Annotated in this window: 11 protein-coding genes and 3 pseudogenes; 8 read left to right on the top strand and 6 right to left on the bottom strand. The window is 41.4% G+C overall.

The window, feature by feature from the left end; all coding sequences use genetic code 11:
* Positions 1–50: 50 nt before the first annotated feature.
* Positions 51–1,535 (top strand): annotated as a pseudogene (locus ACM0OY_RS29640) (ATP-dependent DNA helicase); the annotation flags it as partial.
* Between the two features lie 29 nt (positions 1,536–1,564).
* Here ACM0OY_RS29640 and ACM0OY_RS29635 read toward each other — a convergent pair.
* Both ACM0OY_RS29635 and ACM0OY_RS29630 read right to left on the bottom strand, forming a co-directional pair.
* Positions 1,565–2,326, bottom strand: a pseudogene (locus tag ACM0OY_RS29635) (transposase); the annotation flags it as partial.
* A gap of 197 nt (positions 2,327–2,523) precedes the next feature.
* Positions 2,524–2,928 (bottom strand): annotated as a pseudogene (locus tag ACM0OY_RS29630) (IS4 family transposase); the annotation flags it as partial.
* 142 nt (positions 2,929–3,070) lie between these two features.
* Between ACM0OY_RS29630 and ACM0OY_RS29625 the strand changes: the two are divergent.
* A complete protein-coding gene (locus tag ACM0OY_RS29625) occupies positions 3,071–3,277 on the top strand; it encodes a hypothetical protein (RefSeq protein WP_414572356.1) in 207 nt (68 codons plus the stop codon).
* A gap of 65 nt (positions 3,278–3,342) precedes the next feature.
* Here ACM0OY_RS29625 and ACM0OY_RS29620 read toward each other — a convergent pair whose 3' ends face one another.
* From ACM0OY_RS29620 to ACM0OY_RS29605, 4 genes are read right to left on the bottom strand one after another with little or no spacing between them, the layout of a single operon-like run.
* Positions 3,343–4,053, bottom strand: coding sequence for a peptidylprolyl isomerase (locus tag ACM0OY_RS29620; RefSeq protein ID WP_414572355.1), 711 nt, complete (start codon positions 4,051–4,053; stop codon positions 3,343–3,345).
* A 41-nt stretch (positions 4,054–4,094) separates the two neighbouring features.
* A complete protein-coding gene (locus tag ACM0OY_RS29615; RefSeq protein ID WP_414572354.1) occupies positions 4,095–5,477 on the bottom strand; it encodes an HlyD family efflux transporter periplasmic adaptor subunit in 1,383 nt (460 codons plus the stop codon).
* Positions 5,478–5,514: 37 nt separating this feature from the next.
* The gene (locus ACM0OY_RS29610) at positions 5,515–8,544 is read right to left on the bottom strand and encodes a peptidase domain-containing ABC transporter (RefSeq protein ID WP_414572353.1); all 3,030 of its coding nucleotides are present in this window, start codon (positions 8,542–8,544) and stop codon (positions 5,515–5,517) included.
* Positions 8,545–8,570: 26 nt separating this feature from the next.
* Positions 8,571–9,131 carry a helix-turn-helix domain-containing protein gene (locus ACM0OY_RS29605; protein ID WP_414572351.1) on the bottom strand — a complete coding sequence of 187 codons (561 nt, stop codon included), beginning with the start codon at positions 9,129–9,131 and terminating at the stop codon, positions 8,571–8,573.
* Between the two features lie 460 nt (positions 9,132–9,591).
* Between ACM0OY_RS29605 and ACM0OY_RS29600 the strand changes: the two genes are divergently transcribed.
* The 6 genes from ACM0OY_RS29600 to ACM0OY_RS29575 all read left to right on the top strand — a co-directional run bounded on the left by ACM0OY_RS29600 (position 9,592) and on the right by ACM0OY_RS29575 (position 14,258).
* Entirely contained in the window at positions 9,592–9,804 is a 213-nt protein-coding gene (locus ACM0OY_RS29600) for a hypothetical protein (RefSeq protein ID WP_414572350.1), read from the top strand.
* A 118-nt stretch (positions 9,805–9,922) separates the two neighbouring features.
* The gene (locus ACM0OY_RS29595) at positions 9,923–10,168 is read left to right on the top strand and encodes a hypothetical protein (protein WP_414572349.1); all 246 of its coding nucleotides are present in this window, start codon (positions 9,923–9,925) and stop codon (positions 10,166–10,168) included.
* A gap of 68 nt (positions 10,169–10,236) precedes the next feature.
* Entirely contained in the window at positions 10,237–10,425 is a 189-nt protein-coding gene (locus ACM0OY_RS29590; RefSeq protein ID WP_414572348.1) for a hypothetical protein, read from the top strand.
* A 370-nt stretch (positions 10,426–10,795) separates the two neighbouring features.
* Positions 10,796–11,962: a phosphotransferase family protein gene (locus ACM0OY_RS29585; protein WP_414572347.1), complete on the top strand. Its 1,167-nt coding sequence runs from the start codon at positions 10,796–10,798 to the stop codon at positions 11,960–11,962.
* Positions 11,963–12,141: 179 nt separating this feature from the next.
* On the top strand, positions 12,142–13,254 hold the full coding sequence (locus tag ACM0OY_RS29580; RefSeq protein ID WP_414572346.1) for a T3SS effector HopA1 family protein: 1,113 nt from the start codon (positions 12,142–12,144) through the stop codon (positions 13,252–13,254).
* Positions 13,251–14,258: an aldo/keto reductase gene (locus ACM0OY_RS29575; RefSeq protein WP_414572345.1), complete on the top strand. Its 1,008-nt coding sequence runs from the start codon at positions 13,251–13,253 to the stop codon at positions 14,256–14,258. Before ACM0OY_RS29580 ends, ACM0OY_RS29575 begins: the two co-directional genes overlap by 4 nt.
* The last annotated feature ends 26 nt before the right edge of the window (positions 14,259–14,284 follow it).

The raw sequence follows: 14,284 nt of genomic DNA, 5'->3' as shown, positions 1-14,284 counted from the left end.
TTCCTGGTTAATGTTTTGTTACATAGCGGTAAATTTTCACGCCCATTTACTTAATTGAGAAAGTCACAAAATTGTTGGTAACTGATGACCATCAGCCAACCCAAGACGCGATCGCTGACACTATCAAAGATATGGGCATCAGACAAGAATTAATTAAAGAAATCGTCCGGGACGATTATGGAGAGAAACTATTACTCTGTTATAAGCCAACGTTCTTCCACACAGAAATGAATTTGGCGCAGATGATATCTCGACGGTTAAGCCAGCCGATAGTACAGGATATGCCGCGTGTTCGTGCTTGGATAGAGCGTTTTACAACCACTCGCAAAATCCAGCTATCCCCACAACAGCAGCAAGCAGTAGAGAAGGCAGCATATTCTCCCGTAATGGTACTCACGGGTGGGCCGGGAGTGGGAAAAACATTCACAACCCACACTATAGTTAGCTTGTGGAAGGCGATGGGTAAAACAATCGCCCTGGCAGCACCAACGGGAAGGGCAGCACAACGGTTATCAGAAATGACCCAACTTGAGGCGAAAACCATACACCGTTTGCTAGAATTTGACCCGAAAACAATGGGCTTCAAGCGCGACGATGAAAATCCGTTGCCACACAACGCAATTATCGCTGATGAAGCATCGATGCTCGACCTCTTCCTGGCACATTCGTTGGTGAAAGCTGTGGCACAAGGAGCGCAACTATTATTAGTAGGTGATATCGACCAATTGCCATCAGTTGGCCCGGGGAAAGTGTTGGCTGACCTGATCAATTCTCTTCGAGTACCAGTAGTACGATTAACGCAAGTATTCCGCCAAGCCCAGCAGAGCGCAATTGTCATTGCCGCCCACCAAATCAACTCTTGCGATTACCCCACAATGGAGCCAATTAGCGACAATCCAGTGTCAGATTGCCTGTGGCATGGTGGAGGTCATCAGCCGGAGCATGGCGTACAGGCAATTTGTGAGTTGGTGAGTGAGTTCATTCCACGGCTTGGTTTTAATCCAGCCACGGATGTGCAAGTGCTGTCTCCGATGTCACGTTCTTTGGTAGGAACACGCAACCTGAATACTGTTTTGCAGCAGTTAATCAATCCGCCAGCGCCGGGAAAGGTAGAGATTAACCGAGGGGGAATGATTCTGCGGGAGGGCGATCGCGTTATCCAACAAACTAATGATTACAACCGCGAAGTATTTAACGGAGACTTGGGAACCATCCTAAGTATCGACACAGAAGAACAAGAGCTTACAGTGGACTACGGTGGACGAGATGTGGTTTACGATTATGCCGATTTGAATGAGATTACGTTGGCGTTCGCCGTTTCAATCCATAAAAGCCAAGGCTCAGAGTATCCAGTAGTGATACTGCCACTGTATATGCAGCACTTCATAATGTTGAGTCGTAATCTGTTTTATACTGGGCTGACTCGTGCAAGGAAATTGGCAATTGTAGTCGGGTCTAAGAAAGCGATATCCCTTGCTGTAAGAACCACAGATGACCAGCAGAGGTACACACGGTTGTGGCAGAGACTGTTGCAGCTTAGTGGTGCAGAAAACTTTCTGGAGTCTCAGGTTGAGAAAACCGTGACACGTGAGAACTCAATTCGTGTCTCGACGTGCGCGCGTTTTTTGAGGGAAGCAGAGGCAGACAGAGGACTCTTTTGAGGTAAGGCGGGTAAAGTAGGAATGGGGAGATGTTGATAACACAGGCGTTTAATCTCGCGCAATCCTAATTGTAAGAAACTCAATCCCCGTTGACTATGCCAATCGAGCATTTTGCGCCGACCTTCACCGACGACCACCACTGCAACAGCAATAGCAATCAAGGTGGCAGCAGCTAGCAGCATCAACAAACAATTCAGCGCTTGAGGGTCGCGCAAGTGGGAGCGGATAAGTTCAAAAGCGGCGGACTTATAATCCTTGAAATGTGGCTCAATGCCGCCAAATCGCTGACCATAGACCTCAAAAGTCTGTAAGGACGGCGGCACATCGGAGAGGACAGCCCAAGGTTCACCTGCCAGGGCTAAATGAGCGGTGGCGAGATGACACTTAATGTCCTGCAAAACGTTGACTTCTCGAAACAGATGAGCTTCGCCCTCTTGAGGAAGCAAGTCCGCAACCGCAACCGTTTGACCATTGGAGAGGGTAATGTTCAAATCCGATTTCGCCCGGATAGACCACGACCATTGATGCTCCCGTAACCACCTGATCAATGCACCATGTTCAAATCCTCGATCCGCTAACAACGTCACCTGACATTCTGGCGGCAGCAGCCGTAACGTCGTTTCTAACACGGGGCAGTAGTCCTCAAAGCCCACGCTGGCACTACCACAGGGCGGCCGCATCATGTCAACAAGCAAAGTCTATTCTCAATAGAACTAAAATTAATGTCATTAACTCTTGCTTATTGCGAAAATTTTAGGCGATCGCTTTGGGGCTTAAAAAATAATCAAGCGCGAAATCCTGATTTTTTCGTTGGTTTTTAACCTTCGTTGTGATCAAGAGTAATTTAGATGCGTTTGCCCTGGGCACTACCATGCTCCAACACTGTTTGACCGAGTGGAATTGATCGTCCACCCCAAATCAAACAAACCTCAATCAGACAATATTGATCCCATAATACGCTAGTATCGAGCGTCAGCGTCATTGCCATACCCTTCCAAGAACTCAAAAACTGCTGCAACAGAGGAAAATAGAAGGTCTCGGCAGTGATTTTGGGATTATGGACAAAGTAGTTTAAGCGTTCCATCTGGCTGCGAGCTTTGCAATCCCGATGACTCAGATAGGGCAGCCAATGGCTCAGACAGGCGCTTTGAGCTTGTAAAATTGCGGCGATATTTTCACAAAATACTTGCAGATGTCGTTGGTCTTGCGGACAAATCCATTGACTTAGTTGAGCTTGCAGTTGACGATAAAGTTGGGGGATTGACATATCGGATGACTTTTTGTGTGGAAACTTGAGCATCCCATGTCCTCCTCCACTCTGTCACTCTTGTCTCACTGTGATATTCCCCATATATCAACTCTTCAGGACTTTTCTGCACCACTAAGCTCGTAGCCGGGGGTTTTAAGCTGTGAGTACAACCATAATCAAAGCTATCAGTTTACATCAGCCTTGGGTTTCTCTCATTTCAATGGGTTTGAAAAAGTACGAAACCCGTTCTTGGGCTAGAAGCTACAGAAGGCTGTTATTAACCCTTCCCCAACACCCGCCCTTGTCACGTAGATCGCGGTTATCTTGGCTAGAAATTAGCAGTTGGCTACTTGAGGCCTTTTCATGATGTGTCATACCACAAATAGTTAAATATAGTTAAATTCGGTAGACATCCTTGCATCGAAATTTGGTTTACTCAAATTTCTGTTTCAGCCATTCTGAAAATAGATGAGAAAGAATCTTTAAATGTAAATTTTTATTTAATTGGAGTATAATAATTTCCTCAACATTAATTAAATGTACTCCTTTAGAGGTAACAATTGGTTTAAGAAGCTGGGGTGGAGTTGTTGCAAACACAGCTGTTGATATTTCTGGTTTTAAATTTATGCGGCTTAGTATTCCCTTATATCCTCCACATCGACGTATCTCTTCATCGTGGATATATTGGCGGGCAACTTCCAGAAAACTAATCTCACCCTCTTGAATTGCGTAAAACATTTCCATTGCCAAGTCTAAATCATCAAAGATAACTTCATACATGATTACTTGAATATAATCTAAATGATGTTCAACAAAGAACTGTTCAACTTTATCGGCAAATAAATGTTCTGCTAACTTTGAGGAGAGAACATTATAATAAACTAATTCTTCCAAGTCATCTAAAGAAAGACTGTGTTTTTGTAGCCAAGACCAAGTAGCTTCAGCGTTCTCAAGCTTGTTCATTATCCGTAAGCTATCTGCGGCTTCTTGAAGTTCTTCTGTTTCAACTTTTATACCTGCTTCTTGCGCTGCATCTATAATAATCTTACGGCTGATAATACTCTTAACAATAGTAGGTATTTGGCACGTAAGTTTGATTTCATGAATAATTTCATCTTGGGAAACAGCAAGAAATTCTGACATAAATTAACTCTTGAGAAAAAATGATTTTTACTCGACGTTTTCTAAAGTTCTAAACCGCCTTTCTGCAATTTTTTAAATGGATCTAGCACGAAATCAATAATGCGACGCTTCCGAACAATTACCTCAGCAGTTGCAGTTTGACCGGGTGTTAATAAAATACGTTTATTTTTAGTTTGGATATAAGTTTTTGGCAATTCTATTTCTAGTTCAAAGTTTTCTACCTTACCTTGGGAAGTCTCTACAACTTTAGAGTCTGGTGAAATCCAGCGAAGTTTGCCTTCAGCTACTCCATAATCTTGAAAAGGATAAGCATCAAATTTCAGTTTTACAGGCATTCCTACACTGAGAAAACCACTTTCTTGACTAGGCATTTCGGCTCTAAAGATTAAAGGTACTCCTTGAGGTGCAATTTGAGTAACCATTTGCCCTGGTTGTATAACTGCTCCGGCATTATTTATAGATAACTGAAAAATTGTGCCATCAGTGGGAGCGCAAAGAGTTTGCTGTTGTACTTGAAATTGCAAAGACTGAATTTGTTTTTTAGTTTGGTTAATTTCTGATAGTACATCGATAATTTGAGATTCAAGTTCTTTAATTTGTTTTTGGCTATCTAAAAGTGCTAGTTCACCTGTACGAGTAATGCGTTGATTGGTACTTTGTTGTTTGGTAATTTCGGTAGTAGCTTGTTGGATATCTGATTGAGCTTGTTCTAAAAGTCCCTGGCGTTCAAACATAGCGCCTTCTATTTCTTCTAATTTACTTTTAGAAATAGCGCCTTTTTGCCAAAGATATTGATAACGTTGTCTTTCATTTTTAGCTAATTTCAGGCGATTTTTTTCTAGTACATATACTTGTTTGCTGGAATTAAACCGTTGCTGAATTTGGTCAAGTTGAGCAAGTTGTTCAGACTCTTGAGCCTGATTTTGTAATTGCTGAGTGCGTAAAGACATTGTTAGTTGATTTTTTAATAACTGAAGTTGATTTAGGCGATTTTGTTGACCTTCTAGCTTGGACTGGGTTTGTTGTAGTTCAGTACGAGTTAAATCTGATTCCAATTCCAGTAAAACTTGTCCAGCTTTGACATTTTGTCCTTCTTTAACCTTGATAGCTATAACTTTTCCGGTAACAGGTGCATCCAACCTTAAAGTTCTGCCTTGAGGTTCAAGTCTTCCTCTAGCACTACCTGTTTCGTCTACTTTAGATAGCATCGCCCAAGGTAAAACGATCGCCGCAAATATTACTAGCCAATATAGCAATCCGCGTGTCCAAACTTGTGGCAATGTATTAATTAGTTCTTTGGTTAAAGAAGACCAATCTTCGCTCACAGATGTAGAAGATTTTGAGTGAGGTTTTAAGTCTAGGTGGCTACTAGAATAGTGACCATTCTGATTCAATTGCTCTTGTGTCGGAAATTCGTTTGTCATTGTTGGTTTTCTAATTAATGAACGCAAAAAAATTGATTCAAATTGCTACAGTCAGTTGTTGTTGATTGAGGTAGAAATAGTGACCGCGTTTAACCATTAATTGCTCATGTGTACCACTTTCAACTAACAAGCCTTTATCTAGTACCAAAATTTTGTCGACATTGCGTACTGTTGAAAGGCGATGTGCAATCACTACTGTTGTTCTATCTTGGAGAATTGTGTTGAGATTAGTCTGAATAATGCGTTCAGATTCAGCATCAAGACTGCTGGTAGCTTCATCTAAAATTAGTAGTCGGGGATTTCCTACAAGGGCGCGGGCGATCGCTAACCGTTGTCTTTGTCCGCCAGAAAGGGTTCCTCCCCCTTCACCAATCAGGGTTTCGTAGCCCATCGGCAGTTCTTTAATAAATTGATGTGCCCCTGCTTGTTTTGCGGCTTCTATAACTTCTTCTAAAGAAGCTTCGGGATGACCTAAAGAAATGTTTTCTCGAATCGTACTGCCAAATAAAAAGGTATCTTGATCGACTACACCAATTTGCTGGCGGAGCGATCGCAGTGACAAACTGGTGATATCATAACCATCAATCAAAATCTTCCCTTGTGTGGGCAGATACAGCCCCAATATCAGCTTAGAAATTGTTGTCTTTCCCGAACCACTGCGTCCTACAAGTGCGATCGTCTGTCCCGGTTGGACTTCAAAACTGATGTTTTCTAAGGTGTTTATATCGCTTTCCGAATGATAGCGGAAAGTAACTTTATCAAAGCGAATGTAACCATTAATTGCTGGTAAAGATTGATGAGATTGGTGTTGTAAATCTTCTTCTGGTTCAGCATCAATTACATCATTAATCCGCTCAACAGCAATTAGTACTTCTTGCAACTCATTCCACAGTAAAATCAGCCTTTGAAAGGGATTAATCACATTACCCAGCAACATATTAAAAGCAATCAGTTGCCCAATTGTGAGTTCATTCTGAATCACTTGCCACGCCCCAAACCATAATAATGCTGCGGTGACTACAGCTTCAATTCCAGAGCTAAATATTTGCAACGTATTGCCAATTACCTGGCCAGAAAAAGTCTTTTTCACTGACTTACCAAAAAGTTCTTCCCAATGCCAGCGTACTGTTTGCTCTACTGCCATAGACTTAATCGTGCGGATACCAGTAAGAGACTGAATCAAATACCCAGTTTCTTCATTATGTGCGCCAAAAATCTCGCGAGAAACACGTTGTAAGAAAGGTGTAGCAATCAGCGCCAATAAAACGAATGGCGGCACAATCACTAAGGTCAATAATGCCATCTTCCAGCTATACCAGAACATCAATCCTACATAGACGAATACTGTTAGTAAATCAAGAAAAATAGATAGTGCTTCACCAGTTAAGAAACGTTGAATTTTACGATTTTCCTGTACGCGAGAAATAATATCGCCAACGTAGCGAGACTCGAAATATTTCAGAGGTAAACGGAAAGTATGGCTAATAAAACCTACAATCAAGGCTAGATCTACTCGATTAGCTGTGTGGTCTAAAAGGTATTGCCGCAGCCCAGTTATGGCAACTCTAAAAAGGCTAAATATGACCAAGCCTATACCTACAGCCGTTAATGTTAAGTCACTGCGTTGCACAACTACCCGGTCTAACAATAATTGCGTAAATAATGGTGTAATCAGACCAAAAATTTGAATGAGAATAGAAGCAATAAATACTTCCAATAACACCAGCCAGTGAGGTTTAGTTAATTCAAAAAACTGCCAGAAAGGAGTGTTAGCTTCTTTTGTTTCTCTGAGTAAAGCTGTCGGTTGGAGTAATAAAGTATAGCCAGTCCAACCTGCTGTAAATTCTGGATGAGAGAGAGTACGCTGACCAATCGCAGGATCTCCAACAAGAACGCGATCGCCTCTAACTTCGTAAACAACAATGTAATGTTGGCCTTCCCAATGCACAATAGCCGGGAGGCTTTGCTGGGCAAGTTTATCCAGGCTAGCTTTTACAGGTCGAGTCGAAAACCCGATGCTTTCTGCTGCGGCTGCTAAACCTCGCAGCGATGACCCATTTCGGTCAACGTTGGCAATGTCCCGCAGGCGATTGACGCTAAAACGTTTACCCCAGTAGCGACCAATCATCACTAAGCAAGCCGCACCGCAGTCAGTTGCACTTTGCTGTTCAAAGAAAGGATAGCGTTGAGTGATACGTTGCCATAGATGACCGATTTTTACAGTTGGGGTAGGGAAGTAGGCTTTATTAATTTTTTTCTGGAACTGGTTTTTTGGCTCAATGGGAGGTTGGGAAAAAATTACAGGCTCAAATGCTGGAACTGGGTGGTTGTTCGCATCGAGTTCAGCCAGTTGTGGTAAGTATTGCAGTGCTGTTTGCCAATGCGAACGGCTGAGGGTGTATAGTTGCGTTGGTTGAGTTACCTGCCAACCACGTTCTTTGGGTAACCCAGATATGGCATAAATATTGCCAGCAGTGAGTTTGAGTCCTGATGCGTGCAATAGTTCGCCGCGACGCAGTATCCAGAGTTCCTGGTCTTTGAGTAAAGAAGATGGAAGTTTGTTAATTTGGAGATTGTGCTGCTCTAGGAGTGGTTGGATTTGCATGACACCTTCCTTGACAGCATTATTCAGGGCAGCATTTTGGCGAAATAACAGCAGTAAATCCCAAAGTACAGCTTGGTGGTGAAGATGCTGACCAATGGAGGGATATTTGCGGATAAGCGATCGCAAACAATTTCCTGAAATATAACCAACTTTGAGATTTACCGAAGCCCTAGCAGCGTAAGGTTGAAATTGTTCTTCTGGAAATAGCGTTAGTTCACCGAATGATGTTCCTGTACTCAGGGAGGCGATTAAATTATCGGTGCGATCAAGCAATCTGACTTTACCTGCCAGAATTATATAAATGCCAACGCTTGCGTCTGCTGTCTGCCAGAACAGTTTGCCTGCACTTGGCTGGAGAATTTCAATTTGTTTAATGCAGTCTGAAAATTCCTGTTGTGTAAGAGTCTGACCCAGAGTTTGGGCAAGCTGTTGAGTAGAAAATTCTGTTTTGTTCTGAACCATGATTTGTTGCGAGTTTAACGGCAGAATTAGTTACTGGTCTTAGCGAAATTCAATGACCAGCGAAAATCCGGCTCTGGATTTGGTGACAGGTTGCCAATAGTAATCCGAGAATTTTTTGCGTTGTCAGTTTCTTTTTCGGCAGCTTTACGTGTCTGTCGAGTCGAAAGCCCCATTTCTTTGAGCAAGCGGTTAATGTGGCAAGCGCTAACTTTCATCCCCATCTCTTTTGTCAGATGCTTGCTTAACCATTGTCCTGTCCAGCGTTCAAATGAATAGCCATACTCACGCGGACTATGGCTTGCCAGTTCTTGCAAACGAGCTAGATATTGCTCATTCACAGCTTTGGGACGACCCATCGGGCGATCGCTCCAATGATGAGCTTCACCTGTTTGGGCGATCGTCATCCAGTGCCGTGCCGTTTCCTGAGAACATCCTAAAGCTTCACAAATTTGAGTCTGAGATTGGCCTGCATCTGCCAATAACATGATTTCGATGCGACGGCGATATTCTGGACGTAAATCTGCTTCTAGACTCTTGAGCAAAAGCTTATGCTGAAACGCTGTTAAATATAGACCTTGCTTGTCCACAGCAATTCCTCCTGGTATAACTTGGAATGCCCAGATAGAAATTAATCTGGATATTTCCTGAGAACCTCTGTTACTTCTCTGAATCAAAACTCCGGGAATTCCACATCTCGTTACAAAGCTTTACAATAATCAGATGAATGGTCAGAAGTCAGGCTTTATAGGCTTTGGTGGTGTGACAAACTAAAAACAGCACCATCTACAACAAAAAACATAGCTTTAGTTTGAAATTAGATGATTAGCAGTAGTAACGCGCTACTGCACTGTAATTTTTCAGATAAAAGTACTTTTATTTTTAAATATTAAATATTTGAATAATTAAAACATAAGTCATTGAATTATGCATAAGAAACAAGCTTTTAAGTCTTGAAATTATAGATTGAATCTCCGAAGATTGAAATGTGATTAGGCAATACACAGCTAATCCAATTAGACAACAACTTCATCTAATAGGAAAAATTCAATGGCTACGATCAATATTTCCGATTTGCGTCCTACTGGGTCCGATCTATTTTCTGATTCTGAAGGCTACATGAATGAGTTAAATGATAACGAAGTTGATGCTATCTATGGTGGTTATAGACGCTGGCAACGAGTTGCCGCTAGCGTCTCTATAGTAGCTATATCAACCCTGATAGTAGGGCCGTTAATTGAAGCTTTTGGAGGAAAAGGTTAGGTAATAATTCAGCGTTACTCAAAAGTAATGTTGGGTGGGCTTTGCCCACCCAAACCTGCATATGATGTGTAAAGAAAGCCTATTACGTGTATTTCAAAAATCTAAGAATAAGAAACTAATGGCTAACATTCAAATTGCTGATTTGAATCCTCCTGGCTATGATTCTAAATTGCATTCTGCTAGTTATGAACTCTTATCTAATTCTGAGTTCATGAACGACTTATCTGAAGAAGAACTCAACATTCAGGGTGGATTGATTTATTTTTTTAGTCCTTTCTGTATTCCTGTCTCCCAAGAATATAACGAATTTGTACAACACGTACAGTACTTAAGACAGGAATTACGCAAAAACAATAAAAGCTAACTAACCTGTAACAAAGCAATTTACAGCTAATTCGATTTTAAGCAATTTCATTTAAGAGGAAAACTAAAATGGCTACTATCAATATTTTGGATTTACGTCCTGCTGGCTATGACTTGTTATCAGATAAAGAGAGCTTTATCGATAATTTGTCTGAAGAGGAACTTACTGTTAATAAAGGTGGAACCTCTCTTCCTACTCTTATTTTCACGTTTTCCACTCCTGTGTTTATTTATTCTAAAAAGAAAGGATCGTGGTAGTAGTAATGTAGGAGGCGTTGCTCGAAAGTAATGGTTTTGGAACAATAGAATCAGTTTTTGAGGTATCTAAATTATTACCAATTCAGCAACGCCAAATATTCAGGTGTAGATGGCGACAGTACAATGAAAGCAGTGTAGCAGATGGTGAGTAGATAATTTCTGCAATCAGCAATAGATTTTGTCGGTTGGATCGAAGTATGAGATCTAATATTCTTGAAATGTTGGGTTTCGCTTGACTTTTAAGGCAGTCGCTACACCTGATGCAACATTTTAGTCTTGCCACGCTACTAGCAGATTAAAGCTAATAAAGTTTAAAAAAAATTATCTATGCAATGAGCCTTGTGTAATAAATTTCAAGGGAGTTTTAGTTGTGACCTTTTTATTAAGTTCTGAAAACGTTTTCGAGTATTTACTTGAGCAGAAGCTATCTTTTCAGCAAGAGCAGACTTTAAAGCAAGTTGAGCTAAAGGCTGCCAAAAACTTTAATTTATTATTAAGTTTGCAAAATGATCGCCAACTCCTCGTCAAACAGGAGCGTCACAATGGAGAAGGGAAAACTGCGGGTGAATTTTTGAGTGAATGGCGAATTCATCAGTTCTTTCAACAAAATCCTGAACTTAGTTACATCCGCCTAATGCTTTCAGAAGCTTTACATTTTAATGCAGAGCATTCTGTGATTGTTTTTAACTACCTCAATAACTATTGTGATTTAGCTGAGTTCTACACAAAAGAAAATGTTTTTCCAACTGCGATCGCCACCTCAATCAGCGCAACTTTAGCTACAATTCATCGCGCTACATTCAACTGTCAAAAGTATCAAGAATTTTTCTCACAAACATCTGAGTATACATCTATTAAACAAGCTTTTAACTTTAATCTTGGCCTAGAACGGATTAGTCCGGAAGTTTTCGGTCAGGTTCCCGCCGATGGACTGAAATTCTTTGCTCTTTATCAACGTTACGACAGCCTTGGAAAAGCGATCGTACAACTCATCAATGAATCTCTACCTTGCTGTCTAACGCATCACGACCTGAAGTTAAACAATATCCTCTTACATAACAATTGGGAAGAAGTCCTAGAGAAATCAACGAACAGTGTTATTCGACTCATTGATTGGGAGCGAGGCGCTTGGGGAGATCCTGCATTTGATTTAGGAATGCTCATCGCCAGTTATCTACAACTCTGGCTCAATAGCTTAGTTGTGAGTAAGTCTATTGGTGTCGAAGAATCTTTGCGATTAGCAATGACACCACTCGAACAACTTCAACCTTCAATTGCAGCTTTGACTAAAACTTATTTGGCGAATTTTCCAGAAATTTTAGAGCATCGCCCTGATTTTTTAAAACGAGTTGTGCAGTTTTCTGGTCTTGCATTGATTCAACAAATTCAGGCAATGATTCAGCATCAAAAATCCTTTGGGAATATGGGTATCTGTATGCTTCAGGTTGCCAAAACTTTGTTGTGTCGTCCAGAACAATCAATCTCAACAGTTTTTGGAATGGCAGAAACTGAACTTATACTAATTCTTAATTCGTAATTCAATACAGTTCAGTTAAGCATTTTTTCTTCTCTATGTGTCCTCTGCGCCTCTGCGGTTTGTTAAAAAACACTAATTTTTACAAAGGTTTTAGCCTTAACTGAACCGTATTGATTCGTAATTCGTAATTCGTAATTGCGCGAAGCGGTACTACTTTTTTCTTGTTTAACTAAAACATTATGCAACTACTAGATTCTCCTCAAAGATCATTATCAACTCGTGTGCTAGATTCTCTGCAAGACATAGCGAACAATGTTCAAATAAAGCCCAATTTTTGTATTAGCCATCCAGCTTACAAACCTTTTGAAATTCCTGCTGAGGTAGTAACTCGTTTTCAACGAATACCTTTGGAGCTTCAAAATAAGTATCTGAGTCTACAACTGCAAAGTTTTCTCTACGGTATCTATTACAACGGCTCTATGCAAGCTGCCCTAGAAGCAGATGCAAGTTCAGATAACTTAGCACTGCATCAGAATTTAGAAAACAATACTTTTCTGGGAGTAGACCTAGAGTTTTACGATCGCCTACACAAAAGTAATCTTGGTGAAGGCTACTTTGACCCTGGTTGGTCTGTGTTGCGGCAAGAAAATGATAGGAGTCTCGCTGTCACCAAAGGCGGTTTGACTTTGCATATTGAACGCGATCGCCATTTACAACCTGCCGAACATTCCGCATCTGTAGGCAACTTAGTCGCTATCCGTATGCCTCATAATTTAGTTCAAAACGGATTTTATATGGCGGTAAGCGATGCTGGCCCAGACACTCATCCTCAAACAGTCAGAGTTTACTTTAACTTGACACCTGAAGGTGCAGTTGCTGTCATGGAAAGCCTGACACAGCAATTAAACCAAATTAGAATTCCTTTCACCTTTAAAGTGCTATACAACCCTTCTGATTACGGACGCTATGACAGTGGAGTTCTCTACTTTAAGAAAAGTAATTATGAAATAGTCCGGCAAGTGCTAAAAAGCGTTTATGCAGAAAAGCGATGCCTACGGCGGGCTTCGCCTACGCATTTCCGCACAGAAGTACCCCTATTTACAAAATTACTTGCGCCTGGACTTGCTTTAGCAGAAGAACCAGATTGCAAATTTACTGCTGTAGAGAGTTTTGGGATGAATCGCTGTCAAATTGTTGCCAATGGCTTACTAGAAGCTCGACAAAAAGGTGATGAATCGCCTCACAAACGGATGGAATCTATCTATCAGCACTTCTCGCTGCTAGGAATTGACTGGCAACGTTCTTATCTGAATGCCAACTCGGAAGACATATATACCCCGTTAGACCAATGAAACTAACCGATCTTGCATCGCCTCAAGTAGCCTCAGCCAGCAAAGTTAGTCATGTCACAAATAAATTCCCAGAGTCTGACTTAGCGTTTTACCGCAAACTAGGACGAACTGATTTAACAGTCAGCTGTCTCGGCTTGGGTGGTGGTGGTAGCATCTCAAGTGAAGATACCCTTTACGCTTTTGAGCGTGGAATTAACTACTTTTTTTACTCTAGCGATTTGCACCACTATATTTACAGTTCAATGTCTGGGGCGCTGCGCCAGATGTGTAGTCGCGGCTCCTCAGTCCGAGAGAAAGTGGTACTCGCAACCGTGACTTATATCAAAAGTCCAGAAATGGCGCTAGCTGCTTTATTAGATCAATTCGTAGAGCTAAATATTGATTATATTGATGTGTTGTTCTGGGGCTGGATTGGTTCTAACGATGGGTCAACTTTACAAAATTGCTTGCAGCTTTCTCCTGATTTAAGAGGTAACAATAGCGTCTATCAGCGCACCATTGAAAGAATGTTTGGTGCTTCCGAAAGACTCAAGAAAATGGGAGCCGTCCGATACATTGGTGCTTCGTTTCACGATATTAATTTGGCGCAACAGTACTTGTATAGCGACCTATTGGATGTAGTTATGGTCAGACACAATGTTGCTCATCGGTCTGCTCAGAATCAGGTATTTAATCAATTGGATGTGCAAGACCCTTCTCGACCAGGTATCGTCACCTTCAAGTCTACAGGTTCTCACTCAGGCCCACTTTGGGATGTTCCAGTTGGTTTACCTGAAAAATGCTGGCAACCTACTGTTCCTGACTTATACCGATACTCATTAACGCAGAACTGTGTTGATGTTTGCTTAACAGGTTTGACCCGACGCGAAGAAATTGATGCGGCGATCGCAGGCGTTCAGCAAGGTAAGCTAACGACTGCTGAAGTTGAATACATGAATCTTTACGGCGATTTACATCGCAAACAACTAACAATTCCCGAAATTCCCCCAGAAAAGCTCATTTAGCGCAGTTAAACGCCAATAATTTCATC

Origin of the sequence: Nostoc sp. CCY 9925 (genome assembly GCF_963920935.1) — a bacterium.
Classification (GTDB): Bacteria; Cyanobacteriota; Cyanobacteriia; order Cyanobacteriales; family Nostocaceae; genus Nostoc.
Note: the sequence above shows the minus strand (reverse complement) of the source record. Positions and strands in the feature narration are given on the sequence as shown.

Coding starts and splice junctions, on each gene's coding strand:
- ACM0OY_RS29595 (WP_414572349.1), top strand. CDS start 9,923: ATGGCTAACATTCAAATTGCTGATTTGAATCCTCCTGGCTATGATTCT.
- ACM0OY_RS29580 (WP_414572346.1), top strand. CDS start 12,142: ATGCAACTACTAGATTCTCCTCAAAGATCATTATCAACTCGTGTGCTA.
- ACM0OY_RS29600 (WP_414572350.1), top strand. CDS start 9,592: ATGGCTACGATCAATATTTCCGATTTGCGTCCTACTGGGTCCGATCTA.
- ACM0OY_RS29590 (WP_414572348.1), top strand. CDS start 10,237: ATGGCTACTATCAATATTTTGGATTTACGTCCTGCTGGCTATGACTTG.
- ACM0OY_RS29615 (WP_414572354.1), bottom strand. CDS start 5,477: ATGACAAACGAATTTCCGACACAAGAGCAATTGAATCAGAATGGTCAC.
- ACM0OY_RS29610 (WP_414572353.1), bottom strand. CDS start 8,544: ATGGTTCAGAACAAAACAGAATTTTCTACTCAACAGCTTGCCCAAACT.
- ACM0OY_RS29575 (WP_414572345.1), top strand. CDS start 13,251: ATGAAACTAACCGATCTTGCATCGCCTCAAGTAGCCTCAGCCAGCAAA.
- ACM0OY_RS29620 (WP_414572355.1), bottom strand. CDS start 4,053: ATGTCAGAATTTCTTGCTGTTTCCCAAGATGAAATTATTCATGAAATC.